Genomic DNA, 26,076 nt, shown 5'->3' on the forward strand with positions numbered 1-26,076 from the left:
TGGCTAACCCACCCGGGGGTGCCCGTAGTAGACTTTTCGCCCCCGCCGCACCTACCGGATCGTCCCGCCGATGCTCGAACAGTACGTGAAGAAGACCCTGCTCGCCCCCGTCTACGACGTGGCGATCGAAACGCCCCTGCAGCCGGCGCGGGCGCTGTCCGAGCGGCTGGGCTGCCAGGTGCTGCTCAAGCGCGAAGACCTGCAGCCGGTGTTTTCCTTCAAGATCCGCGGCGCCTACACCAAGCTGGCCAGCCTCTCGGCCAGCGAGAAGGCCCGCGGGGTGATCACCGCCAGCGCCGGCAACCACGCCCAGGGCCTGTCCCTGGCGGCCCGCGAGCTGGGCGTGCGGGCGATCATCGTCATGCCGCGCACCACGCCGGAGCTCAAGGTCATCGGCGTGCAATCGCGCGGTGGCGAAGTGGTGCTGCACGGCGACGCCTTTCCCGAGGCCCTGGCCGAGGCGCTGCGCCTGGTCGAGGAGCAGGGCTACACCTTCGTGCCGCCCTATGACGATCCGGACGTCATCGCCGGCCAGGGCACCGTGGCCATGGAGATCCTGCGCCAGCATCCCGGTCGGCTCGATGCCATCTTCGTCCCCGTGGGCGGAGGCGGTCTGATCGCCGGCATCGCCGCCTATGTGAAATACCTGCGGCCCGAGATCAGGGTCATCGGCGTCGAACCGGACGACTCCAACTGCCTGCAGCAGGCCATGGCGGCGGGTGAGCGAGTGGTCTTGCCGCGGGTAGGACTGTTCGCCGATGGCGTGGCCGTGGCCCAGATCGGCCACCATACCTTCGAGATCTGCCGGCGTTATGTCGATGAAGTCATTACCGTCAGCTCGGACGAGATCTGCGCGGCGATCAAGGACATCTACGACGACACCCGCTCCATCACCGAGCCCTCGGGCGCCCTGGGCGTGGCCGGGATCAAGAAGTACGCCGAGCGCGCGGGCTCCGGCGGCCAGGTGCTGGTGGCCATCGATTCCGGTGCCAACATCAACTTCGACCGCTTGCGCCATGTGGCCGAACGCGCCGAACTGGGCGAGCAGCGCGAAGCCATCATCGCCGTGACCATTCCCGAGCGGCCAGGGAGCTTCCGGACCTTCTGCGAAGCCCTGGGCCGGCGGCAGATCACCGAATTCAACTACCGCTACCACACCGGCGAAGAGGCCCATATCTTCGTTGGCGTCCAGACCCATCCCCAGCGTGATCCGCGCGAGGACCTGCTGCAGGGGCTGCGCGACCAGGGTTTTCCGGTGCTGGACCTGACCGACAACGAACTGGCCAAGCTGCATATCCGCCATATCGTGGGCGGTCATGCCGCGCGGGTGGGCCAGGAGCAGGTGTTCCGTTTCGAATTCCCCGAGCGACCGGGCGCACTGTTCGACTTCCTCGAAAAGCTGGGCGGACGCTGGAACATCAGCATGTTCCACTACCGCAACCACGGCGCGGCGGACGGCCGGGTGTTCGCCGGGCTGGAAGCCAGCCAGGCCGAACGGCCGGAGCTGCTGGCGACGCTGGATGCCATCGGCTATCGCTACTGGGACGAAACCGAGAATCCGGCGTACCGGTTGTTCCTGGGTTGAGGTCTGGTGGTGTTGGGCTTCGCCAGGCTCAGCGCCAACCTACAGGGGCATACGGGTAGCGTGGATAACGGCGTAGCCTTATCCACCCTTGGTACCGGAGCCCGTCAGTGGAAAAGGCTGCGCCGTTTTCCACGCTACAGAGTTCAACCGCCCCTCTCCCTCCGGGAGAGGGCTGGGGTGAGGGCGGCCAGACACCGCGGCTCCTGCCCGTTGGGCTTAGCTGTGCTCAGCGCCAACCTACGGGTAGGATGCCTTGTCCGCTATTGGCACCGGAGCCCCTCAGTGGAAAAGGCTGCGCCGTTTTCCACGCTACGGTGATGATCGCGGCCATGGGCCGCTCCTACAGGGAATGACGCTGTTGTAGGAGCGGCCGCAGCGGCGAACTGCCATGGTCGCGATGCGCCCACAAGCCCACGCTGGACCAGACCGCCCCTCTCCCTCGGGGAGAGGGCTGGGGTGAGGGTAGCCCCATACCGGAAGGTGCCACCTGCTGGACTTTGCGGCGCCCAGCGCCAAGCTACGGGTAGGGTGGATAACGGCGCAGCCTTATCCACCGTTGGCACCGCAGCTCGTCTGTGGAAAAGGCTGCGCCGTTTTCCACGCTACGGGTAAGCGCAATTGATCGCGGCCATGGGCCGCTCCTACGGTCAAGCCTGTAGGAGCGGCCCATGGCCGCGATTGGTATTTGGCGCAAAAAGTGGAAAACGCTGCGCGGTTTTCCGCGCTACGCGCTGCGGAGCCCAACCGCCCCTTCTCCCTGCGGGAGAGGGTTGGGTGAGGATGACCACGCGCCAGACGCTCGACACCAACCTACGAAGCCAGCGGCTCCACTTGGATATCCGTCAGTCCATGCACCTCCGCCTGGCGCAGGATGGCCGCGGCGGGGGCATCGGCGGGCGGCAGCGCCAGGCTGTTCTCGGCGTCGGCGCGCAGCTGTTCCAGCACCGCCAGGGCGGCTTCGTGCGGGGCGAGACTGGCCTGCGGATGCTCGAGCTCGAGCTGGCGGGACTCGCCGTCCTTGCGGTAGTGGACGCGAAACGTGGGCATGGCGGCGGCCTCTAGGTAGGTCTCTAGAAAGACCCACCCGGCCGCACCGCCGTTCCGAGCTACTTGAGGATGACCAGCTTGCCCTTGAGGGCGACACCGGCCATGAGGGCGCCGGCGTGGCACTCGTAGCGGGTGGGATCGCTCCACTCGTTCTTCTTGTAGTAGCTGGTGATGTCGGTGACCGCATTGGCACCGGCGGCCTTGGCCGCCTCCTGCAGGCGGATCAGCGCCGATTGCAGCACCCAGCGGCAGGCGACCTCGTCGGTCTTGTTGAAGGCGTTGGTCTTCTGGTTGGTGGTGATGCTGGAGTTGACCACCGTGGCCTTGCCCGGCACCGGGTTGCCGGCCAGGTAGAACTTCACGCTGCCATCCAGACGCTTGGCGGCCAGGGCTTCCTGGACGACTTCGGCGAAGGGCAGTTGCAGGGTGGTGTCGCGGGCCTGGGCGGCGCTGGGCAGCAGGGTGGCGAGGCTCAGGGTAAGGGCGAGGGTGGAGGCTAGGGTACGCATGGCGACTTCCTTGTGGTGGTGGGGATGACTGTTTAACCCAGAACGTCCGCGCCGTCAGCCTGGAGAGCGGCGTTCTGCGCTATCGCGCAGGCCACGGGCGGTCATTCCGCGTCGGCTGCGGGGGCGGGCAGCTGCAATTGCCGGCGGATGTCGGCGTCGAGCAGCTGGACCCATTTGTTGTAGTTGCGATGGATGCGTTCGCCGTCGTAGTCGAGGCCGGCGCTGTCGCGGTAGCGGATCTGGTAGCCCTTGGTGCTGTAGGGGATATCGACCCAGGCCTGGTGGCGATCGCGCACCACGATGCTGGCGACCACCAGGCCGGGGCTCTCCTGGCCGACGCTCCAGCCACGGCGTTCGAGGGTGTCGACGATGGCGCGGCGGACATCGGCGGCGTTCTCCGTGCGGTCGGCGGGAAAGACCTCCTGGGGCGTCACCAGGGGCGCGCGGGTGCAGGCCGCCAGGAACAGCAGCGCGGAGACGAGCAGCAGGCGACGCAACATGGGAGTACCTCGGGCTATGGCCATCAGGACCAGCGACGGAAGATCAGCGAGGTGTTGACCCCGCCAAAGGCGAAATTGTTGTTCATCACGTGATCGGTACGCAGGGTCCGCGGTCCGTCACGCAGATAGTCCAGCTCGCCGCACTGGGGGTCCAGGTCATCGAGGTTGAGCGTGGGCACGAACAGCTCCTCGTTCATCATGGCGATGCTGAACCAGGATTCCAGGGCGCCACAGGCACCCAGGGTATGGCCCAGGTAGCTCTTCTGCGAGCTGATGGGCATGCGGGCGCCGAACAGCGCCTGGGTGGCGCGGGTCTCGGCGATGTCGCCCTGTTCGGTGGCGGTGCCGTGACCGTTGACGTAGCCGATGGCCTCCGGCCTCAGCCCGGCGTCTTCCAGGGCCAGCTCCATGGCGCGCTGCATGGTGGCCTGCTCGGGCGGGTGGAATGCTGGCCGTCGGCGTTGCTGCCGAAGCCGACGATCTCGGCGTGGATGTGCGCGCCGCGCGCCAGGGCGTGCTCCAGCTCTTCCAGCACCAGGATGCCGGCGCCTTCGCCGATCACCAGGCCGTCGCGTCCGCGGTCGTAGGGACGCGGCGAGGTGTGGGGGGCGTCGTTGCGCAGGCTGGTGGCATAGAGGGTGTCGAAGACCATGGCCTCGCTGGGGCAGAGTTCTTCGGCGCCGCCCGCCAGCATCAGCGGCAGACGGCCGAACTTGATGGCCTCGTAGGCGTAGCCGATGCCCTGGCTGCCGCTGGTGCAGGCGCTGGAGGTGGGGATCAGCCGGCCCTTGAGGCCAAAGAACAGACTCAGGTTGGCGGCCGCCGTGTGCGGCATCATGCGCACATAGGTGTTGGCATTGAGGCCCACCGCGGCGTCGCTGAGCAGCATGTTGGCCAGCGCCTTGATGTCGTCGGTGCTGCCGGTGGAGGAACCGCAGGCCACGCCCATGCGGCCGTCGGTGATGCGGGCGTCGTCCAGCAGCCCGGCATCGGCCAGGGCGCGCTCGCCGGCGGCCACCGCCAGCTGGGAGACGCGGCCCATGCTGCGCAGTTGCTTGCGCGTCCAGTGGCCGGGCACCTGGAAGTCGACGATGGGTCCACCCAGGCGGGTGTTCATCTCGGTGTAGCGATCCCAGGTGTCCATGCGGCGGATGCCGCTGTGGCCGGCGAGAAAATGGTCGCGGATGGTCGGCCAGTCACTGCCCAGGGCGGTGACGCCGGCCATCCCGGTGATCACGACGCGGCGGCCGTTCATCAGCACAGTCCTCCGTTGACCGCCAGCACCTGGCGGGTGATGTAGCCGGCTTCGGGGGCGAGCAGGAAGGCCACGGCGTGGGCCACCTCCTCGGGGGTGCCCATGCGCCCGGCGGGAATCATTTCGAGGATCTTGTCCACCGGTACGTGCTCATCGAGAATCTCGGTGTCGATCAGCCCCGGGGCCACGCAGTTGACGGTGATCCTGCGCTTGGCCAGCTCCACGGCCAGGGCCTTGGCGGCACCGATCAGCCCCGCCTTGGAGGCGCTGTAGTTGACCTGGCCGCGATTGCCGATCAGTCCGGAGACCGAGGTGATGCAGACGATGCGCCCTGGCGCGCGGCGGCGGATCATCGGCATGACCACCGGGTGCAGGACATTGTAGAAACCGTCGAGATTGGTGCGCAGGACCACGTCCCAGTCTTCCCCGGTCAGCGCCGGAAAGGCGCCGTCGCGGGTCAGGCCGGCGTTGCAGACCACCCCGTAGTAGCCGCCGTGGGCCTCGGTGTCGGCCTCCAGGATGGCGGCGCAGGCGGCGCGGTCGCCGACGTCGAATTGCAGCACCCGGGCCGTGCCGCCCAGGGCCTCGACCTCGGCGCGTACCGCGTCGGCTTCCTCGCGGCGGCTGCGGCAGTGCAGCACCAGGTCGTGCCCGGCGGCGGCCAGGCGCAGGGCGATGGCGCGGCCCAGGCCGCGGCTGGAACCGGTCACCAGGACCGGGGCGGGGGCGACGCTCATGGCGCGGGCTCCTCTAGGTACAGATCCGCCCGGGGCGGACGATAGACGTTCAGTCGGGCGCTGGCCTGGCAGCCAGGGCCCTGCAGGTGGCAGTCGAAGATGGCCATGCCATCGTCGTTTTCCAGCGCCGGCTGGGCGCGGATGCGCAATTCGCCACCGGCGGGAAAGGCCGGCACGTCGCAGGCGAACTGGCGGGTGCCGAGCAGGAAACCCAGGGCCGGGGCCTCGCCACGACGGCGCGCCTGGCAGCCGGCGAAGGCGGCCACGCTCTGGGCCATCAGCTCCACGCCGATCCAGGCCGGCAGGGCGCCCGCGGCATCGGTGAAGAGACCAGGCCTGACCACCAGGCGGGTCTCGATGCCGCCCTCGTCGCAGGCGAGGATCTCGTCGATCAGCAGCATGTCGCCGGCGTGGGGCACCAGCTCGGCAAGGGGCCAGGGGATCATGGCGTGGCTCCGAGGATGAGGCTGACGTTGCTGCCGCCAAAGGCGAAGCTGTTGCTCATGGCATGGCGACGACCGTCCAGGCGACTGTCGGCGTGGGCCAGCGCCAGGCGTGGCAGGGCCGGATCGGCCTGGCCGTCCCAGCGCTGCGGCGGCAGCTGGCCGGCGGGGTTGAGGTGCGGGTCCAGGGTCAGCCAGGCGAAGGCGGCTTCCAGGGCGCCGGCGGCGCCGAGGGTATGGCCGGTCAGCGGTTTGGTCGAGGAGCAGGGCACCCCGGCCGGGAATACCTCATGGGTGGCGTGGCTTTCCATGGCGTCGTTGTGTGGCGTGGCGGTGCCGTGCAGGTTGAGATAACCGATGTCGCCCGGCTGCAGACCGCTGGCGCGCAGGGCCGCCTGCATGGCCTGGACGGCGCCGCGGCCGCTGGGATCGGGGGCGGAGATATGGTGGGCATCGGAGCTGGCGCCGCCGCCGAGCAGGGCGATGGGGCCGGGCTCGCGGGTCAGCAGGAACAGCGCCGCGCCCTCGCCGATGTTGATGCCGCAGCGATTGACCGAGAAGGGATTGCACAGCGACTCGCTGACCGCTTCGAGGGCGGCGAAGCCGTTCAGGGTCAGGCCGCAGAGGCTGTCGACGCCGCCGCAGAGCACGGCATCGCAATGGCCCTGGACCAGCAGCCGACGGGCGCTGAGCAGGGCACGGGCGCTGCTGGTGCAGGCGGTGGACAGGCCGTAGCAGGGGCCGCTCAGGCCCAGGTAGCGGGCAAGGAAATCCGCCGGCGCCACCAGTTCCTGCTGGGCGTACTGATAGCCCTCGGGCAGCTGGCCGCTGCGCTGGTGCACGGCGATGCCCTGGCTGGCCTCGTGAATGCCCGAGGTGCTGGTGCCCAGCACCACGCCGATGCGGGCGGGGCCATGGCGCTCGATGGACTGGCGCACCTGGGGCTCGATCTCGGCCAGGGCCGCCAGCAGGAGCTGGTTGTTGCGACTGAAATAGGGCGTCCAGGCCGCTGGCCAGGCCGGCAGCGGGGCGCTGACGGTGCCCACCGGTGGCTGGCGCGCGGGAATCCAGCCCGGGGTGGGCTGCATGCCCGCCGTGTCGCCGGCGAACAGACCGCGCGCCACCTCGGCCTTGCCCTGGCCCAGGGCGCAGAGCAGCCCCAGGGCGTTCAGGTAGGCGCTCAAGGCGCGGACTCCGGCAGCAAGGTCAGGCGATAGCGCGACCCGTCCGGCGCCTCCAGCTCCAGGCGCTCGGTAGCAGGGTAGCGCACCTGCCAGTCCTTGAGGCGGCGACTGCCGTCGGCGTCCCTGTGCCAGTCGCCCGCGGCATAGGCCCGCGGCAACTGGTCGATCGGGGTCAGGGCGAACAGCAGCACGCTGAAGAAGGTGCGCGCCCGGGGATTGGGCGGCAGCAGGCCGTCGGCGTGCCAGGCGCCGTCGAGCAGCCGCTGGCGCGCCTGGGGCACGCCCAGGGGATCGAACAGCGAAAAGCGCAGGGCCTGACCTTCCGGCTGGATGGCCAGCAGCAGGGCGTCATTGCCCTCGGCGGTCTGACGCTCCACCTGGTAGACGAGGGCGCGCGCCAGCGGGGGCGGATTGCTGGGCAGTGGCGGCTGGCTGGCGCAGGCGGCGAGCAGCAGCAGGCAGGCCAGCGCGAAGACGAACGGACGGGGCAGGGTCATGCAGGATGGGCCGAATTCAGCTGGCAGAGCTCGACAAGCAGGCGCAGGCGCCGCTTGGGCTCCTTGACGAAGGGGTTGCGAAGGTCCCAGGCGTAGCCGGCGAGAATGGCGCAGATCATGCGGCGGATCTCGGGATCGGCGTTCTCGAAATAGATGACGTCCTGGAAGCTGCCATCGTACCAGCCCTCCACATAGGCACGGAACGTATCGACGCCCGCCTTGAGCGGTCGGGCGAATTCGCCCTCCCAGTCCACCGCCTCGCCACGCAGCTGGCGATCCACCAGGGGCGCAGCCAGGCTGGCCGAGCGCAGGGCGATGGTGACGCCCGAGGAAAACACCGGATCGAGGAATTCGGCGGCGTTGCCCAGCAGGGCGAAGCCAGGGCCGTGCAGGCGCTTGACGTTGGCCGCATAGCCGCCCAGTTCGCGCACCGGGGTATCCCAGACCGCATTGTGCAGCACCCGGGCCAGGCTCGGGGTCTCGGCCACCCAGTCGCGCAGACAGGTGGCGAGATCGGGGGCGCGTCCGGCATAGCGCTCGGCGGCGGCCACCACCCCGAGCGAGGTGCGGCCATCGCTGAACGGAATGGTCCAGAACCAGATGTCGCGCAGGGTCGGATGGGTGGTGATGAGGATGCGTTCGCGGTCGAAGCCGGGATCGTCGATGCGATCCTCGACATGGGTGAAGAGGGCGCGACGCACCGGGAAGTCCGAAGGGGCTTCCAGGTCCAGCAGGCGTGGCAGCACCCGCCCGTAGCCGCTAGCGTCGAGCAGGAAGTCGGTGGTCAGCGCATAGGCCTGGCCGTCGTCGCCCAGCACCTCGATCCGGGTCCTTTCACCGCCTTCGCCCAGGGTCACGGCGGTCACCCGCTGGCCGTAGCGGATCGCCACGCCCTGGCGCGCGGCGTCATCGGCGAGGATCTTGTCGAAGGGGCCGCGCTGGACCTGGAAGGTGCTGCGGCCACCGCTATAAGTGTCGCGAAAGTCGAAGTCGGTGTAGCGCTCGCCCCAGGCGAAGGCGGCGCCGACCTTGGTCTGGAAACCGGCGGCCTCGACCGCCGGCAGCATCCCGGCTTCCTCGACGAAGTCCAGGCTGTGGGAGAGCAGGCTCTCGCCGATGGAAAAGCGCGGAAAGTGCTGGGCTTCCAGCACCAGCACCGGATGGCCGCGACGCTTGAGCAGGGCGGCGACCACGGCGCCGGCCGGGCCGGCACCGATGACGACCAGGGGGTGATGTTCAACCATGACGAAGGTCCTTTTCGTGGGAGACGGGGGGCGAAGCCCAAGGCGCCAGCAGGAAGCTGAATACCAGCCCCAGGCTGATGGCCAGGCCGAAGTTGGCGATGGCCGGGGTGCTGCTGAGCATCAGCAGACCGAACGACAGCCAGCTGCCGACGCCGGACAGCAGGCCGCCGAGCAGACTGACCGCCGCGCCGCCGATGGCCTCGTGCATGAGGATGGCGTAGTCCACGCCGATGGCGGTGATGAGCAGCAGGGCGAAGAGGCTGAACAGGGTCAGCGGCTGGCCCAGCCAGCCCAGGCAGGCCAGGGCCGCGAGGGCCGCCAGGAGCGGCAGGCAGACGATGCGTAGCGCCGCGCGGCGACCGAAGGCCCAGAGCAGTAGGAGGAAGATGGCCCCCGAGGCCAGCAGCTTGAGTTCCACCGCCAGGCGCTGGGTATGAAGGAACAGTCCGCGCAATTCGCCGAGGCGATCCACCAGCTGCACCCCGGGCAAACCCTCGGCCACCGTCTGCAGCACCTGGGCGTTGCCCAGCCCTTGCAGGCTGACCAGGCCGGCTGCGTTGCCGTCGGCCGTGCGGCCCAGCCAGAGCGGTCGCCAGGGCTCGCCCAGCGGGCCGGCCAGGGCCTGGTCGAGACTCAGGTCGGGTAGCTGCTGCAATAGCTTGAGTTCGGCGTCCAGCGCCTCGGCCGGTATGCCTACCGCCAGCAGGGGTTGCAGGCGCTCGCCCCAACCGGCCAGGGCCTGGCGCAATTCGGCCTGGGCTGCGGCAGGGGCGACCAGACCACTGAGGGCGCGATAGCCCTGCAGCTGACCCTGACTGACCAGGCTATCCAGGCGCTGCCCCAGGGCGGCCTGGCGGCGCAGCACCTCATCGGCATCCGCCCCGCGCACCAGGAAGAACTGGCTGGTGGGTTGCAGCCCGGTAAGGCGGGCGATGGCCTGGGCTTCGCGGGTCAGGGCCGGGTCTTGGCCAAGCCAGAGGCGCAGATCGTTCTGCAGGTGCAGTTGCCAGACGCCCGCGCCGCAAAAGGCCAGCAGCGCCAGCAGCAGCGGCAGGCTGCCGGTACGCGCCAGCAGGCGCAGCCGCAGGTCGAGCAGGCGCTGCATCAGCCGCAGCGGCGCGGCGGGCGGTGCCAGGTCCAGACGCTGCCACCAGGCCGGCAAGAGGCAGACGGTGGTGAGGTAGGCGCCGATCAGGCCGGCGGCGGAAAACGCCGCCACCTGGGTCAGCGCCGGAAAGGGCGTGCAGGCCAGCGCCAGGTAGCCCAGCAGATTGGTCGCCAGGCTCAGGGACAATCCCGGCAGCGTCTCGCGCAGGATGGCCGTGGCATTCCAGGGGCCGCCCTTCCAGCTCTTGCTCAGGTAGTGCAGCGGATAGTCGGCGGCCACCCCGGTCAGGCTGGCACCGAGGATCAGGGTGAGGGCGTTGATCTGGCCGAACAGCAGCACGCAGGCGGCGCTGCCGGCCAGGAGCGCCACGCCCACCGCCAGCAGGCTGAGCAGTACCCGCCAGCGGCGGAACAGCCCCAGCAGCAGGGCCAGGGTGCCAAGGGTGGCCAGGCCGCCGATCAGCGACATCTCGCGACTGGCGGTGGCCTGGCCGGCGGCGGCGTATCTCAGGCCGCTGGCGGCGAGTAGCTGACCGCCCTCCGCGACCACCTCACGGCGGGCGGCCTCGATCAGGGCTTCCACCCGGGGCGGGGCATCGAAGTCGAAGGCATCGGCGCGGGTACGTGCGCGGATCAGGGCCCAGGTCAGGTCGTCGCCCTGGGTCAGCAGCAGGCCGCTGCCGGCGTCGAATTGCACCTTGCTCGCCGGGGTGAGCTGGCGCTGCAGCAGCAGGCCGAGGCCGAACCAGTCCTGCTCCAGGGGCAGGGCGCCGGCGCCGGCGAAGGGATCAAAGAGGGCCGCGGCGCGGGCCTGTAGATAGCTGTTGGGCGTCTTGAGCAACTCGTCGCGCGCCGGCCCTGGTGCCAACGCCAGGCGGCTGGCCAGGAGTTGCTGGCGCAGACCGGGCAGGTCCGGCGTGAGTTGCCACTGCACCTTCTCGAACAGCGGCTCTCGCGACCAGGCCTGGCCCAGGCGCTCGGTCAGGGCCGGCAGTCGCTCGCGCTGGGGATGGCCGACCAGCAGCAGGACCTCGCGATTGAGCGGCTCGGTCATGCGCGCCTCGGCCTGCAGGGTGAGGGCATCACCGGCGCCCTGGGGCAGCAGCGCCAGCAGGTCGGCGGCCACCGGCGGACCCTGCCGCCACTGCCAGGCGCTGAGCGCCAGCAGGGCGAGCAGGAACAGCAGGAAGGGGCGCTGCAGCCGGGTCACTGGAAGACCGCGCGCTGCTCGGCGCTCAGGGTGTCGCCAGGCTGGCCGTCCAGCTTGAGCAGGCTGCGGTCGCCCTGGGTCTCGCGGATCTCCACCTGTTCGACCAGGGCGCCGCCCTGGATGAGGATGCCGTCGAACACCTGCTTGAGCAGGGCGCCGCGCGGCGTCAGGCGCAGCTGCCAGTGGTTGGCGTCGCCGGTCAGGGCCAGCTCGAAGCCGCGTTCCAGGCCGCTGCGATCACCGCCGAGCACGGCCAGGAACAGTGCGCTCTGGCGCGCGGCCAGGTCGCTGCCGGGCAGGGGCGTCCAGCCCGTCGGCGTCTGCTTGGCGATGGCCCCGGGGGTGATGCGATAGGTCTGCGCCAGCGGCTTTTCCAGCCGCCAGAGCAGGCCCAGGCCGCGGGCCAGGGTGAAGTGACCGCTGCTGGTCAGCGGCTGCGGCAGGGCGCGCAGATAGCGCTGCTGGACGAAGCTGCCCGCGACCGCCGCGGGGCGCGCCAGCTGGGCGGCCAGGTCGTCGAGATCGAAGGCCTGGGCCAGGGGCGCGGCCAGGATGAATAGCAGAGCGATCAGCGTGCGCATGCCAGGGCCCTCTCCACGGCGTCGATGAAGACCCTGGGCGAGGCCAGCTGCATCTCGCGGCTGGCCAGGTCCACGGCGACCTGCACGGTGCTGGCGCGGGTCAGGCGCTCGCCGGTGGCGGCATCGCTGATCAGGTAGTTAAGCTTGAGGCGGTTCTCCCACTCCACCAGATCGGCCTTTACCCGCACGCGCTGCTGAAACAGCAGGGGGCGGATGTAGCGGATCTGCAGGTCGATCACCGGCCAGCCATAGCCGGAGTCGCGCATCTGCAGGTAGTTATGGTCAAGGCGGTCGAGCAGCGCGCAGCGCGCCACCTCCAGGTACTTCACATAATGGCCGTGCCAGGCGATTTCCATCATGTCGACGTCGAAGAAGGGGATCTGCATCTCCACCTCGACCTGCAGGGCACCGGTCTTACGCATAGAGCCTCCAGTGGCGGGCGCGAATCAGGGTCAGGGTCTGGCGCAATTCGGCTTCCAGGGCACGGTCTTCGATCAGCGGCGGGAAGGTCTCGCCCAGCGCGCGGTGCATGGCGGCCAGGGGTGCGGGCGGTTGCCCGCCCTGCTCGCACCTGAGCCAGACGCCCTGCTGGGCGGCCAGCAGGGTGGCGGCGGCCACCTGCTCGGTGAGCTCCAGCACGCGCAGGGCATCGCGGGCGGCGATGGTGCCCATGCTGACCTTGTCCTGGTTGTGGCATTCGGTGGAACGGGAGAAGACGCTGGCCGGCAGGGTGCCCTTGAGCGCCTCGGCGGTCCAGGCGCTGGCGCCGATCTGCACCGCCTTGAAACCATGGTTGAGCATGGCCCGCGCGGCCGGGGCGCCGGAGAGATTGCCCGGCAGGCCGTGGTTATAGCGCGCATCCACCAAGAGAGCGAGCTGGCGGTCGAGCAGGTCGGCGACGTTGGCCACCAGGGTCTTGAGACTGTCCATGGCGCAGGCGATATGGCCGCCATAGAAGTGGCCGCCGTGCAGCACCCGCTCGTCTTCGGCGTCGATCAGCGGATTGTCGTTGGCGCTGTTGAGTTCGGTCTCGATGAACTGGCGCAGCCAGGGCAGGCTGTCGGCCAGTACCCCCAGCACATGGGGCGCGCAGCGCAGCGAATATCTGTCCTGCAGGCGGTGCAGGGGCGCGGCCGGACCCTCTGCGGCCAGATCCGCGCGCAGCCAGGCGGCCACCTGGCCCTGGCCCGGATGGGGCTTGGCGGCGAACAGGCGCTGGTCGAAGTGCTCGGGGTTGCCGGCCAGGGCCACCACATTGAGCGCGGTGATGCGGGTTGCCAGGCGCAGCAGGTACTCGGCGCGGGAGAAGGCCAGGCAGGCCAGGCCGGTCATCACCGCGGTGCCGTTCATCAGCGCCAGGGCTTCCTTGGGTCTGAGCACCAGCGGCGTCCAGCCCAGCTCGGCATGGACGTCCGCCGCTTCCCGTAGCTCATTGCGCCAGAGCACCTGGCGCTCGCCGCAGAGGGCGGCGGCCACATAGGACAGCGGGGTGAGATCGCCGCTGGCGCCCACCGAACCCTCTTCGGGGATCAGCGGCAGGATGTCTTCGCGCAGGAAGGCGGTGAGGCGTTCGAGCAACTCGACGCGCACCCCGGAGACGCCCTGGCACAGCGACTGCAGCCGCGCTGCCAGTACCGCGCGGGTCGCCGCCGCATCCAGATGGCGACCCAGGCCGCAGCCGTGGAAGGTATAGAGCTGACGCGGCAGCGCCTCGACCTGGGCCAGGGGCACGGCGACCACGCAGGAGTCGCCATAGCCGGTGGTGATGCCGTAGACCGAGCCCTCGCGGGCCAGCAGCGACTCGACGAAGCGGGCACCGCGGGCGATGCCGTCGCGAAAGGCGGCGTCGTCCTGCAATTCGGCCTGGGCCCGGCCCTCGGCCAGGGCGACCAGGTCTTCGATGGCGAGGGCTTGGCTACCAAAGCGAACACTAGCGTTCATCGCGACTCCAGAAGGGGTAGAAGTTGAACCACTGCCGCGGCGCCTTGAGGCAATGGGCGGCAAGGCGCTCGGCATAGGCCTGGGCCAGGCCCTGGATGCCGGCGGCGCGCTCCTGGCGACGCCAGGCCGGGGCCGGGGCGAAGTCTTCCAGGTAGAGGTGGTAGCCGTCGGCTTCGCGCAGGCAGAACAGCAGGTTGGTCGGGCAGCGCAGCAGGTGCGCCAGCAGCCAGGGGCCCTGGGGGAAGGGCGCCGGGGCGCCGAGGAAATCCACCTCGACGGTCCGGCCGCCGTGCAGCGGCACCCGGTCACCGGCGATGGCCAGCCATTCGCCGCGCTCCAGGCGCTCGCTGAGCTGCAGCATCACCGCCGGGTCCAGCTCGCTGACCTGGATCAGCCGCAGATCACTGGCGCCGGCTTCCTCCAGCAGGCGATTGAAGGCTTCGGCATGGCGGGTGTGCACCAGCACATTGAGGCGCACCCGCCGCCCCAGCTGGGCCAGGGCGCGACAGACTTCGAGGTTGCCCAGGTGGGCGGTGACCAGGATCTCGCCGCGCGGCGCGTGCATGCGGCTGTGCACCTGATCCGGATCGTGCAGTTGCACCTGATCCAGGCCGAGACGGCCGTTCCAGGCATCGAGCTTGTCCAGCAGGGCTTCGGCGAAGGCCATGAACTGGGCGTAGCCGCTGCGCCAGCTGGGCTGCAGGTCGGGACGACCGCTCCAGCGGGCCAGGCGCTGCTGGTAGTCGCGGATGCCACGGCGGGCGCGGGCGCCGAACAGGAAGAAGTACAGCACGATCAGCCGCAGCAGCGGGGCGATGGCGCGGCGGCCCAGGTGCCGTGCCAGCCAGGCGGTGAGGCGCATCAGCAGGGGGCTGCCACGCTCGCGCTGCTGCGCCCAGTGGCCGCTCACGCGCGCACCCGGCGCCAGAGCAGGCGCGGCGCGCGCAGCAGCATGCCGAAGAACAGCCGGGTGTGCATGCGCGAGATCAGCACGTTGTCCTGCCAGAGGCGAAAGTGCGACCGGCCATCCAGCGGATAGTGCACCCGGGTCGGCCGCCAGCGCATGGGCTGCTCGCGCCAGGCCAGGCGCACCAGGATCTCCGGGTCGAAATCCATGCGCTTGCCCAGGCCGCCGGCGCGGATCACCGCCAGGGTCGGCGCCAGCGGATAGACGCGAAAGCCGCACATGCTGTCGCGGATCGCCAGGGACAGGCTGTTGATCCACACCCAGACATGGGTGAGGTAGCGGGCATAGAGCCGACCCCTGGGCACCGAGTCGTCGAATTGCGGATAGCCGCAGATCAGCGCCTCGGGATAGGCCTGGGCCTCGGCGAGAAAGGCGGCCACGTCGGCCAGGTCGTGCTGGCCGTCGGCGTCCACCTGCAGGGCATGGCTGAAGCCCAGCCGCTGCGCCTCGGCGAGTCCGGCCATCACCGCGCCGCCCTTGCCCTGGTTGACCGGCAGGCGCAGCAGATGGACGTCGGGCTGGGTCGCCAGCTCGTCCATCACCTGGGCGCAGGCGGGGCTGGAGGCGTCGTCCACCAGCACGCAGGGCAGGGCGCGCTGGCGCAGCGCCTGGACCACCAGCGGCAGGGCGTGCTCATGGTCGAACACCGGGATCACCGCGCAGGCCCGAAAGCTCATGGCTGCGCCTCCTTGAGCAGGATGCGCCCGGAAGAGCAGGCCGCGGTGCCCTGGCGAAAGGCGAAGTGCAGCTTGCTGCGGGTGGCGTCGAAGTGGAAGGTCAGGGTCACCCGGTCACCGGGGCGCAGCAGCTGCTGGAATTTCAGCACCTCCATCCCGGCGAAGTCCGCGGGCAGATCCAGGTGCTGGCGGGCCAGGCGCTGGGCCCAGCCGACCTGCACCACCCCGGGCACCACCGGCGCCGTGGGGAAGTGGCCGGAAAAGAACGCCAGGTCCGGGGCGACTTCCAGCTCCAGCCGCCAGCCGTCCGCGGTCCGCTCGACGTCGAGCGGTTCGATCTCCACTGGCCGTGGCTGGGCCAGCAGGCGTTCTACTTCGGCCTGGGCCAGCTTGCCCTGGGCGCTGTAGGGCAGCGCCAGCAGCAGGCGCCAGCGGCGTGGCAGGGCGATGGCCTCGCAATGGCCGACCAGGTGTTCGCGCAACTCGGCCACCAGGGCGCGGCGACCGCCATTGCGCAGCTGGTGCAGGCCGTGTTCGCTCAGGGCGACCAGGGCGCCGAGCAGGGCGCGACCCTGCTGCACCACGCCCAGGCGGACGTCGGCGACGGCGGGATGGTCGAGCAGGCGCGCTTCCAGTGCCGGCAAGGCGATGCGCTTCTCTTCCAGTTTGACGATGCGATCCAGGCGCCCGAGCAGTTCGAAGCGACCGTCATCCAGCAGGCGGACGCCGTCCATGGTCTGCTCGCGCACGCCCTGGGGCAGATAGGGCGAGGTCAGCCAGAGGGCGCCGTCAGCGTCCTGGCCCAGCTTCAGGTCGGCGAAGGCCTGCCAGGGCTGCGGGCCCTGGCGCCAGGCGATGCCGCCGGTCTCGGAGCTGCCATAGACCTCGGTGGGGTACTGGCCGAAACGGACCTGGCAGGCCGTCGCCGCCGCTTCCGGCAGCACGCCGCCAGAGGAAAACACCCGTACCACCTGAGCGAGGATGGCGTCGTCGAGGTTCTCGCCCAGGCGCTTGAGCAGCGCCGGGCTGCTGATCCACACCACACGGCGACCTTCGCGCAGCAGGGCGGCGGTCTCGCGCTGCAGTTCCTCGGTGAAGGGCAGCGCCTGGCGGGCGAAGGGGCGACCGGCGCAGAGCGGCCAGAGCACGCGAAACAGCAGGCCATAGATGTGCTGGGTGGAGACGCTGCCAAGGAAGGTCGCGTCGCCGAGAGAGCCACCCCACAGCCGCTCCAGGGCAGCGACCTCGTTGGCCAGCTGGAACAGCTGCTTGGCGATCAGTTTGGGTTCGCCACTGGAGCCCGAGGTGCTCAGGGTCAGCAGCGGTGCCTGGAGGTCGAGCGCGGCGGGCGCCAGGGGCTCGGCGGCCGTCCAGCCGGCAAGATCGTCGAGCCAGGCATCGAGTCTAGGCATCAGTCGAGCACGGGTGGCGGGCTGGACGTCGGCCGGCAGGATCACCTCGATGCCGGCGCGCCAGGCACCGAGCAGGGCGCAGGCCAGGTCCTCGGCATCGTCCAGATGCAGCGCCAGGCGCTTGAGGCCACTGGCCTGGAAGGCCGCCGCCAGGCTCAGGGCGCGCTGCTTGAGGGCCGCATCCAGCGGGCTCGCGGCGCCCAGCAGGTCGGCGAGAGGGGTGAACGTCATGACAGCCTCCGCACGCGCTGGCGGACCAGCCATTCACCGGCGAACAGCAGGCCCATCAGGCCATAGGCGATGACGCCGGTATAGAGGGTCCACCAGGCCAGCGGCGCCCAGAGCGCCAGGGCGGCGGCGGTGAGCGCATTGAACAGAAAGAACAGGCACCAGACCTGGGTCACCCGGCGGGTGTAGCGCATCGCACGGGGTGGCAGCTCGGGCTCGCGCAGCCGCGCCAGGCGCTCGATCAGCGGCTGGCCGCGCAGCAGGCTCAGGCCGAATACTGCCAGCAGGAAGAGGCTGAGCAGCACCGGATACCAGCGCAGCAGCACGGCGGCGTCGCTCAGGGCCAGCAGCAGGCAGAAGCCCAGGGCGACCAGGGCGGTGCCGCGCTGCAGGCCGTTGAGGCCGGGTTGCAGCAGGCGCAGGCCCCAGAGGGCGCCGAGGCCGGCGGCGAACAGGCGCGGCGAGAGGTGCTGCAGGCCGAAGTAGACGGCGAAGGGATAGGCCAGGCCGAGCAGGAGCAGCAGAGCACTGGCGACCAGGCCCAGGGGGGAGCGGGAAGGCAGGGCACTCATAGGCGGCGGATCAGGCGTCCGCCTGGCTGATGCGATGGACGGCCTCGACCACGTCACCCACGGTGCGCACCTGGCGGAATTGCTCGGCGGCGATCTTGTGCCCGGTCTGGCGGCGCAGGTGGTCGATCAGGTCGACGGCGTCGATGCTGTCGATCTCCAGGTCCTCGTAGAGGTTGGCCTCCAGGGTCACCCGCTCGGGCTCCAGTTCGAAGAGTTCGACCAGGGCGCTGCGCAGGGTCTCGAAGATGGCTTCACGGCTTTGCATGGCAATCTCCTCAGGCGGCGCGCTGGGCGGCGACGAAGGCCGCAAGGGCGTTGACGTTGGCGAAATGGGTGCGGGTGTCCTTGGCTTCGGCGTCGATGCGGATGCCGTAGCGCTTCTGGATCGCCAGGCCCAGCTCCAGGGCGTCCACCGAATCCAGGCCCAGGCCGTCGCCGAACAGGATCTGGTCGTCGCCGATGTCGTCGACGGTGACGTCCTCGAGGCCGAGCGCCTCGATGATCAGGCTTTTGAGCTCAAGGTTGAGATCAGTCATGGTTGCCGGTTTCCTTCAGGTAGAGCTGGTGCAGCTGGTCGTTGAGTTCACGCGACGCCAGCGGCAGCGGCCGCCCGGCGAAGGTGGTGGGGTCGATGTCGGCGCCCACTTCCAGCTGGAAGTCGAAGCGCCGGGAGGGGATGCGATACCAGGGCGTGGCCTTGGTCAGGGTGCTGGGCACCACGCGGATAATGACCGGGGTGATGCAGCGGGCGCCGCGCAGGGCGATGGCCGCGGCGCCACGATGGAAGCGCGGCGGCTCGCCGGGGGTGGTGCGGGTCCCCTCGGGAAAGATGATCAGCGTCTGGCCTTCGCGCAGGGCGTCGGCGGCTTCGTCGAGCATCTCGGCGCTGCCGTTGTTGCTGATATAGCCGGCGGCCTGGATCTGCCGCTTGAGATAGGGGTTCTGCCAAAGGCCCTGCTTGACCACGCAATTGGCGTCGGGCACCAGGCCGATGAGCACCACCACGTCGATCAGCGAGGGATGGTTGGCGATGATCAGCTGGCCCGGACGCCCCAGCCGCTCGTGGCCCTGGATACGCAGGTTCATCACCCGGGTCAGCACCATGAAGGCGACGAAGAAGCGGAACAGCCGGGCATTGGCCCGCCGCGCACGCTGGCGGCGGCGCAGGGGATCGCCCGGCAGGACCAGCAGGAGCGGCAGGATCAGCAGGCGAAAGACCAGGGCGCCGCAGCCGAACACCACGAAGTTGAGTCCCGTGGCCAGCAGTCGATAGCCGTAGTCCAGGCGGTCGCTCATCCGCAGGCCTCCGCCTGCCAGTGCCAGGCGCGCCCGGCATAGGCGAGGTGCAGGGCGCCAGGTGCTTCCAGCAGGCGCAGCAACTCAAGGGCATGGGGCCAGGCACTGGTCGCGGCATCCGCCGGAGCCGGTGCGCCGCTCAGGCCATGGCCGCTGCCAGGGGTGAGCAGCAGGCCCACGGCATAGGGAAAGGGGACATCGTCGATCTGCGGTGCATAGAGCGCCGGCGGCGCCTCTTCGGCGATCACCACCAGCACCCCGCTGGCGCCTTCGGCGAGCAGGGTGCAGGCCTCCAGCACGGCGTGTTCGAGACCGTCGCGGCCGGTGGCCAGGGCATTCATCTCGCTGTGGTCGCCGCGCAGGATCGACCATTGGCCGATGATGGCGTTGTGCACCGAGAGGCTGAACTGGGTCGGGGAGAGCGGCTCGCCGCGAGCCAGTTCCTGGAGGATGGCCAGGGTGCGCGGGGTCTCGCCATGACGCGAGGCAAAGATCAGCGGCAGCGGCTCGCCATGGGCGTCGGCCAGCGGCCAGGCCACCTGGAAGGTCATGCGCGCCAGCCGGCTCAGGCGGCGGCGCTGCATGGCCGGCAGGAAGCTGGCATCGGGTTGGCTGCCGTCGTCCGCCGGACGCCAGGGCGCGGCGCACCACTGCCGCCAGGCGTCCTGGTCGCCAAGACCAGGCGCCCAGGCGCGCCAATCGCTAATCTGGAAGTGCATGTTCACAGCCGAATCTACCCCGGAGCCTTGCGTGCTTGCCGTTTCATCTATCCCTGATGAGCAGGGTATTGCAGCGTTCGGCGCGCATTATCCAAGCGGCTCCCACCCTAGGCAAACATTTGTCTGAACTTTGCGAAGAGGTGACAGTCGCGCCGCCAAGCCAGGGACAGGCTAGCGTGGCGGGAGGCAGAGGGCCCCTTTTCAGGGCACGAAACGCCGCTCCGTGCGACGAGCGGCAGTAGAAACGGCGATTTAGGGAAGAGCGCTGAAGGTAAAGGTGAAGCTGTCGCTGACGGTTATCGCGATCATGGCTGCAGGGGGCCGCTCCACGGGCGTTTCAACCTCAAGGGAGCGGTCGAGGCCTGGCGTCACGCCGCTGGCAACGGCTGTAACCTGGACAGGCGGACCGCCACGGCCAGGGCCGCGAGCAGCAGGGCGCCGATGAACAGGCCGACGCCGGTCCAGCCCCCCAGGTGCCAGCAGACACCGCCCAGGGTGCCAGCCACGCTGGAGCCGGCGTAGTAGCTGAACAGATAGAGCGACGACGCCTGGCCACGCGCCTGGCGCGCCCGCCGCCCCACCCAGCTGCTGGCCACGGAGTGGGCACCGAAGAAGCCGAAGGTGAACAGCAGCATGCCCGGCAGCACCAGCCACAGCGGGGTGAACAGGGTCAGCAGCAGGCCGCACAGCTTGAGCACGATGGCGCCAGCGAATACCTGCCGCCGGCCGAAACGATCGGCCAGACTGCCGAACTTGGCCGAGCTGTAGATCCCGCCAGATAGACCAGCGACAGCACGCCGATCCAGGCCTGGCTCAGGTGATAGGGCTCGGCCAGCAGGCGATAGGCGATGTAGTTGAACAGGGTAACGAAGGCGCCCATCAGCAGGAAGGCTTCCAGGAACAGCCAGGGCAGCCCGGCATCGCGAAAGTGCAGGGCATAGCCGGCGAGCAGGCTGCGTGGCCGCAGCGGCCGTGGCTGAAAGCGCTTCGAAGCCGGCAGGCTGCGCTTGAACAGCACCGCCGCCACCAGCGCCAGCACCCCCAGGGCGCCGAGGGCGATGCGCCAGGAGACGAAATCCACAAGCACCCCGCTGATCACCCGGCCGGACATCCCGCCCAGGGCATTGCCGCTGATATAGAGGCCCATGGCATAGCCCAGGTGTTCGGGATGCACCTCTTCGGCCAGGTAGGTCATGGCCACTGCGGCCACCCCGGCCAGCGACAGCCCGACCAGGGCGCGGGTCACCAGGATGCCGTCCCAGGTGGGCATCAGGGCGCTGAGCAGGGTGAAGCCGCCTGCGGCGAACAGCGCATAGACCATCACCGACTTGCGCCCGATGGCATCGGAGATCGGCCCGGTCACCAGCAGGCCGCAGGCCATGAGGCCGGTGGCCAGGGACAGCGACAGACTGCTGGCGGCAGCAGTGAGGCCAAAGGCCTGGGAAAAGATCGGCATCAGCGGCTGCACGCAATAGAGCAGGGCGAAGGTGGCGAAGCCGCCGCAGAACAGCGCCAGGGCGGTGCGCAGGAATTGCGGCGTCCCCTTTTCGATGAAGGCGTCCGGTGCGTGCTGCGGCTCATTGGCGGCAGGGCGGGTTTCCAGCGGCGGGGCAGGGGGCGTGGCGGACGACCGGGACGTGTTCACAGGTACCTCAAGGCAAGTCTGACCTCATCACCCTAGGCTGGTCGCTGTCATATATCCAATATATTGTCCGTCTCGATTGATAGGTTTTGCGACTCAATGGAGAAGGTATGGAATTGCGACACCTGAGGTACTTCGTGGCGGTGGCTGAAGAACTGCACTTCGGTCGTGCGGCCCAGCGCCTCAACATCTCCCAGCCGCCGCTCAGTCAGCAGATCCAGGCCCTGGAAGCCGAGCTGGACACCCGCCTGCTGGAGCGCACCAACAGACGCGTCGCCCTGACCGATGCTGGCCGGCTGTTTCTCGATGAAGCCCGGCAGATCCTCCTGGCCAGCGAACGCGCCGCCGAACGGGTCCGTCGCGCCGGGCGCGGTGAGACCGGGCAGCTTCAGGTGGGCTTCAGTGCCTCTTCGCCCTTCGTCGCCACCATCCCCAAGACCCTGTTCGCCTATCGCCGCGCCTATCCGGAGGTGCGCCTGCAACTGCAGGAGATGAGCAGCCGCGACCAGATCGACGCCATGCTCGCCGGCAACCTGCAGATCGGCCTGATCCGCCCCATCGAATTGCCCGACGCCCTGGTGGCGGTCGAACTCTTCCGCGAACCCCTGGTGGTCGCCCTGAGACACGACCATCCGCTGGCCCAGCAGGGCAGCGGCCCGCTGCCTCTGGCCGCGCTCGCCGAGGAGCCCTTCGTCTACTTCCCGCGCAGCTTCGGCACCGGCCTCTACGATCAACTACTGACCCTCACCGCCCGCGCCGGCTTCGCCCCGCGCATCGTCCAGGAGGCCAGCGAAGTCCTCATCATCCTCGGCCTGGTCGCCGCCGGCCTCGGCGTCACCGTGCTGCCCGCCACCTACCAACGCACCCAGATGGAAGGGCTGGTGTATCGGGAGCTGGACGATCCCGAGGCGACTTCGGCGGTGTGGTTGCTCAGGCGCCGGGATGAGGTGTCGCCGCAGGCGGAGGCGTTTGTGGGGTTGTTGGTAAGTCAATCATGTTCTAATTAGTTTAGTTGTTGCGGTTAGCAATCATGGCTCGTTTAATAGTCGTTTTAGGCCTCTTTCAGCAAGTTCATTTACTGCTTCGATAACGATGTCAAAGGGGGCTGGGTGCGATTCTTCGTAAGGATTTTTCATGTAATCTAACATTAAATTCATGAAGTTTTTTTTGTGTTGATCGAAGATTTTTACCTTCTTTATATTTTTGGCCGCGTCATAATCGAATCCTTCCGGATCAAACCAGTTTTGATGATCCCTATGGGCAGCCCATATCCACTCATCAGGGAAAAGGCCTTCTATTTCTTTTCCTCCAGGAATGGATGTGTAATCTCTGTCGGGATAAAAGCCACCCTTCGATCCGAAAAATCCCCTCAGATCTTGTGTTGCTCTATCTCCCGCCTCGTCTCCGTCAAAGAGCGAGATTGCAATCACTTCTTTTGAGATGAACTCGTAGTTTGCTCTGAGGAAGCCAGATAGATTTTTGCAGCCGCCAAAGCTAATTATGTTTGTATTGCTTCCAATTACAAGTTTCTTTGAGTGTTTATTTTCGTATGATTTTATTGCGGCTCGAAGATACTCCACATCGGTTTCTCCTTCGACAAAAATATTTATCTGCGAAAGGTTGAAATAGTCGGAAAATCGTACCCCTAGCGCGCTTCGAATGTCAGATGTTGCATGAGATATTGTTTTGTAGGTTTTAAGTGATGTGCTTTTTTCTTTTCTATCAAAAAATACGCCGCTTATTAGTGAGGGGTTGTTAGGAAGAAAGCCCAAACTGTGGGTCGTCTTTACAAGAGTAGAGGCATCTCCGAGTTTTTCAAGAATCATGCAGGCTTTCTGCGCCAATGCCGGATGCATAAAAGTTTCAGGTTCTTCTATGAGCCACACTACGTGATTGTCCTGTTGCTGCTTTGTAACCCACTCAAGCGCCGAAAAAAGAATCGTGGACTGCAGTCCCATTCCTTTTGAATAAATCGAGCTTTTGTTCGCATCGTCGACTTGCAGTTCTAAAGAAGATATCAGGTTTTCTAAAGCGCCTGATGGATAGTCTAGAGTAACTTCCGCTTCGGTAATTCCTGCTTCTGTCAGAGATTGATTCATGCTGATGCTAAGAGAATTGATGCTTTCTCTAATCATTGCATCATATGGCTGAATTGCTTTTGCAATTTCTTTTTTAACTAGTGGCGTTACAAACTCTTTATAGATTTTTTCAACGGATTTTTCAGATGGAATTCTGTAGCATTTAAAGTGATCCAGAATTGAGTCGATTACAAATTTTTGTAATGATAGGTATTCGGTTCTTTTTCGGATGTCTTGTTTTACTCCCGGGAATATCTGATATACGGGTGAGGACTTTCTAAAAACTAGATTTATTGTGAAAGTGTTTGTTATGCCCTCTTGTTTGTGATCAAGAAGCATGCCTTGCATTTTTCTTGCGGCATTTACTATTTCTCTGTCTAGGTTTTTGGATAAATCAAAATCAAATGCGCATGTTAGACTGGTTTGTATTGTTTCTTGATTGAATGGAAGGTCTATTGTGTGATTGTATTTATGGGTATTTTCCGGGCCAGTAAAGAAGTAGTATATGCCTAAAAGGGTGTTTGATTTTCCTGAGTTGTTAGGTCCTACGATCGTAAGTCCATTACTTAAGTCGATTACCTGTTCGGATGTTATGGTTCTTAGGTTTTTTATTCTAAGCTTGGATATTTTCATGATCGTATTTGCGTTTCTGGATGGTTAAGTTAATTTTTTGGGAAAAGGGTGAAGAGGTTTGATAACTCATCACCAACCGATCAATCGCCCGCGTCATCGCCACATACAGCAATCGCGCCTCGTCCGCTTCCGGCTCGCCCTGCTTGGGCATTTCGCCTAGTCCTGGAATCAGTACCAAACCAAACTCCAGCCCTTTGCTGGAGTGCATGCTGACGATCTTCACGCTGTCTTCGGCGTCGTAGAGTTGGGCGCGGCCCTTGTTGCTGGCGCCGGAGCGGTAGGGGATGGCAGCCTTCTTGAGTTCGTATTCGGCCTGGTAGGCCTGGCTGGTGCTGCGGTAGAGGATGGCCATGTCGCTGAGCAGGCGGCCGTTTGCCTGTTCGTCGCGGATGCGGGCGATGAGCAGGTCCCATTCCTCGCGGTCGCTGCCGCACTGGATGAGTTCGGGGAAGGGACCGCGGCGGCCGGCGCTTTCCGGGGCGATCAGGGGCACGCCGTCTTCGCTGGCGTCACGGCTGGTCAGCAGTTCGGTAGCGAAGGCACGGGCGACAGCGAGGATCTCCACCGTGTTGCGGTAGTTGAGCTTGAGGATGGTGGTGCGGCCCTGGGCCTGGATGCCGACGCTGGCGAAGCTGAAGTCCAGCGCCTTCTTGCCGCCCTTACCGCGGTAGATGGCCTGGGCGTCGTCATAGAGCACCAGCAGGGACTGGGTGCTGGGGTCGACCATCTGCACCACCAGCTGGAACCATTCAGGGGCGAAGTCGTGGCCTTCGTCGATCAGCACGGCGCTGTACTGGCCGCGGGGGATCTGGCCGCGGTCGACGCCCTCGATGGTGCGCAGCACGTACTGCTCCATCTTGGCCGCCACCGGCAAGCGGTGGTCCGGCTTGTCCACCTGGTAGGCGGTGAGTATCTCGGCGCACCAGGCATGGAAGTTCTGCACCACCACCCGTTCGCCCAGGCCCTTCTGCTCGATCACCTGGCGCAGGCGCCCGGCCAGGGACTTGTTGTAGCAGAGCACCAGGATGGGTTTGACCGAGACCTTGGCCAGGTGAGCGCAGCGATAGCCGAGGATCATGGTCTTGCCACTGCCGGCGGCGCCGTGGATGACGCGGTGGCCGTCACCCAGGGAGCGCGCCAGCTGTTCCTGCTGCAGGTCCATGACCTTGATCAGGCTGGGCAGCGGCGCCTCGGCAGCGTCGAACAGGCCGAATTGGCCGGGCTGGCTGTTGACCCGTACCTCGGGGTAGAGGTGATAGCGCACCCGGTCGATCTGCGGCAGGGTCAGGGCGCAGGGAAAGACGTGGGGGAACATGTCCCAGAGGCGTTGCTGGAAGGCTTCCGGGTCGGCGGACTCGGTCATCTCGTCCTGGAAGAGCACGCGCTGCGGATCGAGGACGTCGGCGAGGTCGGTCTGCTCGAATTGGCGCCGGGTGATGCCGGTGAGCACCACGCCCCAGCCCCAGGGCATGATCAGCTGGCCCGGATGGGGCGAGCCGGCGCTCTGGCGCAGCAGCGGATCTTTCTTGAGTAGCAGGTCGACTTCGAGGATGTAGGAGCGGGCTTGCAGCAAGGGATTGGCGACGGTCTTCAGGCCGTCCTGGGTATGCAGCCGCACCTTGCCCGGGGTGACGGATTCAAGGGTGGCGAGCTTCCAGTCCTTGACCTCCAGCACCAGGATGCCGCGCCGTGGATGAAGTACGACGAAATCCGGGTAGCGCGCCTTGGGGCCGACCGGGACGTTGCTCCAGCAGAGGTAGTCGTCTTCTAGCAGTTTTTCCAGGCGTTCGGCGAAGCGACGTTCACCGGGGGTATCGAACTGGCACTGGCTGCGAGCGGGGAAGAAGCGGGCCATCGGTCATCCATTCCGAGAGGCGGCAGGGTGCGGTAAAGCGAGACCTGGCGCACAAAAATCCTTTCGTCATACGTTAGTCAGGCAGGTGCGGCGGGTAAAGCGCGAGACGGGTGTTGCCGGGCGATTGGCCGAGTTGGCCGACCGATGGTGGCTGGCA

The 26,076-nt window shown here is 67.1% G+C and carries 26 protein-coding genes and 1 pseudogene; 2 read left to right on the plus strand and 25 right to left on the minus strand.

The window, feature by feature from the left end:
- The first annotated feature begins 70 nt into the window (after positions 1–70).
- Entirely contained in the window at positions 71–1,585 is a 1,515-nt protein-coding gene (gene ilvA, locus BGI51_RS10395) for a threonine ammonia-lyase, biosynthetic (RefSeq protein WP_187981063.1), read from the plus strand.
- 810 nt (positions 1,586–2,395) lie between these two features.
- On the opposite strand, the gene BGI51_RS10400 is transcribed toward ilvA, so the two are convergent.
- The 23 genes and pseudogenes from BGI51_RS10400 to BGI51_RS10505 form a co-directional block, all read right to left on the minus strand.
- A complete protein-coding gene (locus BGI51_RS10400) occupies positions 2,396–2,632 on the minus strand; it encodes a hypothetical protein (RefSeq protein ID WP_187981064.1) in 237 nt (78 codons plus the stop codon).
- 59 nt (positions 2,633–2,691) lie between these two features.
- Positions 2,692–3,141 carry an excinuclease gene (locus BGI51_RS10405; RefSeq protein ID WP_158894320.1) on the minus strand — a complete coding sequence of 150 codons (450 nt, stop codon included), beginning with the start codon at positions 3,139–3,141 and terminating at the stop codon, positions 2,692–2,694.
- Positions 3,142–3,242: 101 nt separating this feature from the next.
- Positions 3,243–3,641 carry a hypothetical protein gene (locus BGI51_RS10410; RefSeq protein WP_133862242.1) on the minus strand — a complete coding sequence of 133 codons (399 nt, stop codon included), beginning with the start codon at positions 3,639–3,641 and terminating at the stop codon, positions 3,243–3,245.
- Between the two features lie 23 nt (positions 3,642–3,664).
- A pseudogene (locus tag BGI51_RS10415) lies at positions 3,665–4,896 on the minus strand (beta-ketoacyl-ACP synthase).
- Complete coding sequence (fabG, locus tag BGI51_RS10420; RefSeq protein ID WP_187981065.1) at positions 4,896–5,633, minus strand: 3-oxoacyl-ACP reductase FabG; 738 nt, start codon at positions 5,631–5,633, stop codon at positions 4,896–4,898. Before fabG ends, BGI51_RS10415 begins: the two are co-directional and overlap by 1 nt.
- Positions 5,630–6,079 carry an ApeP family dehydratase gene (locus BGI51_RS10425; protein WP_187981066.1) on the minus strand — a complete coding sequence of 150 codons (450 nt, stop codon included), beginning with the start codon at positions 6,077–6,079 and terminating at the stop codon, positions 5,630–5,632. Before BGI51_RS10425 ends, fabG begins: the two co-directional genes overlap by 4 nt.
- Positions 6,076–7,260, minus strand: a complete 1,185-nt coding sequence (locus tag BGI51_RS10430) for a beta-ketoacyl-[acyl-carrier-protein] synthase family protein (RefSeq protein WP_187981067.1) — start codon at positions 7,258–7,260, stop codon at positions 6,076–6,078. The genes BGI51_RS10425 and BGI51_RS10430 overlap by 4 nt, the downstream gene beginning before the upstream one ends.
- The gene (locus BGI51_RS10435) at positions 7,257–7,757 is read right to left on the minus strand and encodes a hypothetical protein (protein WP_187981068.1); all 501 of its coding nucleotides are present in this window, start codon (positions 7,755–7,757) and stop codon (positions 7,257–7,259) included. Before BGI51_RS10435 ends, BGI51_RS10430 begins: the two co-directional genes overlap by 4 nt.
- Positions 7,754–9,001 (minus strand): NAD(P)/FAD-dependent oxidoreductase, encoded by a 1,248-nt coding sequence (locus tag BGI51_RS10440; protein WP_187981069.1) that lies wholly within the window; start codon positions 8,999–9,001, stop codon positions 7,754–7,756. The genes BGI51_RS10435 and BGI51_RS10440 overlap by 4 nt, the downstream gene beginning before the upstream one ends.
- The gene (locus BGI51_RS10445) at positions 8,994–11,318 is read right to left on the minus strand and encodes an MMPL family transporter (RefSeq protein WP_187981070.1); all 2,325 of its coding nucleotides are present in this window, start codon (positions 11,316–11,318) and stop codon (positions 8,994–8,996) included. Before BGI51_RS10445 ends, BGI51_RS10440 begins: the two co-directional genes overlap by 8 nt.
- Entirely contained in the window at positions 11,315–11,899 is a 585-nt protein-coding gene (locus BGI51_RS10450) for an outer membrane lipoprotein carrier protein LolA (RefSeq protein WP_187981071.1), read from the minus strand. The genes BGI51_RS10445 and BGI51_RS10450 overlap by 4 nt, the downstream gene beginning before the upstream one ends.
- Positions 11,887–12,321, minus strand: a complete 435-nt coding sequence (locus BGI51_RS10455) for an acyl-CoA thioesterase (RefSeq protein WP_187981072.1) — start codon at positions 12,319–12,321, stop codon at positions 11,887–11,889. Before BGI51_RS10455 ends, BGI51_RS10450 begins: the two co-directional genes overlap by 13 nt.
- Entirely contained in the window at positions 12,314–13,840 is a 1,527-nt protein-coding gene (locus tag BGI51_RS10460; protein WP_187981073.1) for an HAL/PAL/TAL family ammonia-lyase, read from the minus strand. The genes BGI51_RS10455 and BGI51_RS10460 overlap by 8 nt, the downstream gene beginning before the upstream one ends.
- Entirely contained in the window at positions 13,830–14,750 is a 921-nt protein-coding gene (locus BGI51_RS10465; protein WP_187981074.1) for an LpxL/LpxP family acyltransferase, read from the minus strand. Before BGI51_RS10465 ends, BGI51_RS10460 begins: the two co-directional genes overlap by 11 nt.
- Complete coding sequence (locus tag BGI51_RS10470) at positions 14,747–15,484, minus strand: glycosyltransferase family 2 protein (protein ID WP_187981075.1); 738 nt, start codon at positions 15,482–15,484, stop codon at positions 14,747–14,749. Before BGI51_RS10470 ends, BGI51_RS10465 begins: the two co-directional genes overlap by 4 nt.
- On the minus strand, positions 15,481–17,127 hold the full coding sequence (locus tag BGI51_RS10475; protein ID WP_187981076.1) for an AMP-binding protein: 1,647 nt from the start codon (positions 17,125–17,127) through the stop codon (positions 15,481–15,483). Before BGI51_RS10475 ends, BGI51_RS10470 begins: the two co-directional genes overlap by 4 nt.
- Positions 17,124–17,696 carry a hypothetical protein gene (locus BGI51_RS10480; RefSeq protein ID WP_187981077.1) on the minus strand — a complete coding sequence of 191 codons (573 nt, stop codon included), beginning with the start codon at positions 17,694–17,696 and terminating at the stop codon, positions 17,124–17,126. The genes BGI51_RS10475 and BGI51_RS10480 overlap by 4 nt, the downstream gene beginning before the upstream one ends.
- A gap of 10 nt (positions 17,697–17,706) precedes the next feature.
- The gene (locus tag BGI51_RS10485) at positions 17,707–17,961 is read right to left on the minus strand and encodes an acyl carrier protein (RefSeq protein WP_027599969.1); all 255 of its coding nucleotides are present in this window, start codon (positions 17,959–17,961) and stop codon (positions 17,707–17,709) included.
- A gap of 10 nt (positions 17,962–17,971) precedes the next feature.
- On the minus strand, positions 17,972–18,232 hold the full coding sequence (locus BGI51_RS10490; protein ID WP_017642722.1) for a phosphopantetheine-binding protein: 261 nt from the start codon (positions 18,230–18,232) through the stop codon (positions 17,972–17,974).
- Positions 18,225–18,992: a lysophospholipid acyltransferase family protein gene (locus BGI51_RS10495; RefSeq protein WP_187981078.1), complete on the minus strand. Its 768-nt coding sequence runs from the start codon at positions 18,990–18,992 to the stop codon at positions 18,225–18,227. The genes BGI51_RS10490 and BGI51_RS10495 overlap by 8 nt, the downstream gene beginning before the upstream one ends.
- Positions 18,989–19,711 (minus strand): beta-ketoacyl synthase chain length factor, encoded by a 723-nt coding sequence (locus BGI51_RS10500; RefSeq protein WP_187981079.1) that lies wholly within the window; start codon positions 19,709–19,711, stop codon positions 18,989–18,991. The genes BGI51_RS10495 and BGI51_RS10500 overlap by 4 nt, the downstream gene beginning before the upstream one ends.
- Positions 19,712–20,079: 368 nt before the next feature.
- Entirely contained in the window at positions 20,080–20,409 is a 330-nt protein-coding gene (locus BGI51_RS23465; protein WP_252977262.1) for a hypothetical protein, read from the minus strand.
- Positions 20,382–21,356, minus strand: coding sequence for an MFS transporter (locus BGI51_RS10505; RefSeq protein ID WP_252977263.1), 975 nt, complete (start codon positions 21,354–21,356; stop codon positions 20,382–20,384). Before BGI51_RS10505 ends, BGI51_RS23465 begins: the two co-directional genes overlap by 28 nt.
- A 107-nt stretch (positions 21,357–21,463) precedes the next feature.
- On the opposite strand from BGI51_RS10505, the gene BGI51_RS10510 reads away from it, so the two are divergent.
- Positions 21,464–22,360: a LysR substrate-binding domain-containing protein gene (locus BGI51_RS10510; protein ID WP_187981080.1), complete on the plus strand. Its 897-nt coding sequence runs from the start codon at positions 21,464–21,466 to the stop codon at positions 22,358–22,360.
- 21 nt (positions 22,361–22,381) lie between these two features.
- Here BGI51_RS10510 and BGI51_RS10515 read toward each other — a convergent pair whose 3' ends face one another.
- Positions 22,382–24,064 (minus strand): ATP-dependent nuclease, encoded by a 1,683-nt coding sequence (locus BGI51_RS10515; protein ID WP_187981081.1) that lies wholly within the window; start codon positions 24,062–24,064, stop codon positions 22,382–22,384.
- Positions 24,045–25,919, minus strand: a complete 1,875-nt coding sequence (locus tag BGI51_RS10520; RefSeq protein ID WP_187981082.1) for a 3'-5' exonuclease — start codon at positions 25,917–25,919, stop codon at positions 24,045–24,047. Before BGI51_RS10520 ends, BGI51_RS10515 begins: the two co-directional genes overlap by 20 nt.
- Positions 25,920–26,076 lie beyond the last annotated feature (157 nt).

It is taken from the genome of Pseudomonas oryzihabitans (genome assembly GCF_014522265.1).
Lineage (GTDB): Bacteria > Pseudomonadota > Gammaproteobacteria > Pseudomonadales > Pseudomonadaceae > Chryseomonas > Chryseomonas aestiva.

Bases quoted from the DNA above. Each gene is read 5' to 3' on its own strand.
- ilvA (WP_187981063.1), top strand. From the start codon at position 71: ATGCTCGAACAGTACGTGAAGAAGACCCTGCTCGCCCCCGTCTACGAC.
- BGI51_RS10400 (WP_187981064.1), bottom strand. From the start codon at position 2,632: ATGCCCACGTTTCGCGTCCACTACCGCAAGGACGGCGAGTCCCGCCAG.
- BGI51_RS10405 (WP_158894320.1), bottom strand. From the start codon at position 3,141: ATGCGTACCCTAGCCTCCACCCTCGCCCTTACCCTGAGCCTCGCCACC.
- BGI51_RS10410 (WP_133862242.1), bottom strand. From the start codon at position 3,641: ATGTTGCGTCGCCTGCTGCTCGTCTCCGCGCTGCTGTTCCTGGCGGCC.
- fabG (WP_187981065.1), bottom strand. From the start codon at position 5,633: ATGAGCGTCGCCCCCGCCCCGGTCCTGGTGACCGGTTCCAGCCGCGGC.
- BGI51_RS10425 (WP_187981066.1), bottom strand. From the start codon at position 6,079: ATGATCCCCTGGCCCCTTGCCGAGCTGGTGCCCCACGCCGGCGACATG.
- BGI51_RS10435 (WP_187981068.1), bottom strand. From the start codon at position 7,757: ATGACCCTGCCCCGTCCGTTCGTCTTCGCGCTGGCCTGCCTGCTGCTG.
- BGI51_RS10440 (WP_187981069.1), bottom strand. From the start codon at position 9,001: ATGGTTGAACATCACCCCCTGGTCGTCATCGGTGCCGGCCCGGCCGGC.
- BGI51_RS10450 (WP_187981071.1), bottom strand. From the start codon at position 11,899: ATGCGCACGCTGATCGCTCTGCTATTCATCCTGGCCGCGCCCCTGGCC.
- BGI51_RS10455 (WP_187981072.1), bottom strand. From the start codon at position 12,321: ATGCGTAAGACCGGTGCCCTGCAGGTCGAGGTGGAGATGCAGATCCCC.
- BGI51_RS10460 (WP_187981073.1), bottom strand. From the start codon at position 13,840: ATGAACGCTAGTGTTCGCTTTGGTAGCCAAGCCCTCGCCATCGAAGAC.
- BGI51_RS10470 (WP_187981075.1), bottom strand. From the start codon at position 15,484: ATGAGCTTTCGGGCCTGCGCGGTGATCCCGGTGTTCGACCATGAGCAC.
- BGI51_RS10475 (WP_187981076.1), bottom strand. From the start codon at position 17,127: ATGACGTTCACCCCTCTCGCCGACCTGCTGGGCGCCGCGAGCCCGCTG.
- BGI51_RS10480 (WP_187981077.1), bottom strand. From the start codon at position 17,696: ATGAGTGCCCTGCCTTCCCGCTCCCCCCTGGGCCTGGTCGCCAGTGCT.
- BGI51_RS10485 (WP_027599969.1), bottom strand. From the start codon at position 17,961: ATGCAAAGCCGTGAAGCCATCTTCGAGACCCTGCGCAGCGCCCTGGTC.
- BGI51_RS10490 (WP_017642722.1), bottom strand. From the start codon at position 18,232: ATGACTGATCTCAACCTTGAGCTCAAAAGCCTGATCATCGAGGCGCTC.
- BGI51_RS10495 (WP_187981078.1), bottom strand. From the start codon at position 18,992: ATGAGCGACCGCCTGGACTACGGCTATCGACTGCTGGCCACGGGACTC.
- BGI51_RS10500 (WP_187981079.1), bottom strand. From the start codon at position 19,711: ATGCACTTCCAGATTAGCGATTGGCGCGCCTGGGCGCCTGGTCTTGGC.
- BGI51_RS10510 (WP_187981080.1), top strand. From the start codon at position 21,464: ATGGAATTGCGACACCTGAGGTACTTCGTGGCGGTGGCTGAAGAACTG.
- BGI51_RS10515 (WP_187981081.1), bottom strand. From the start codon at position 24,064: ATGAAAATATCCAAGCTTAGAATAAAAAACCTAAGAACCATAACATCC.
- BGI51_RS10520 (WP_187981082.1), bottom strand. From the start codon at position 25,919: ATGGCCCGCTTCTTCCCCGCTCGCAGCCAGTGCCAGTTCGATACCCCC.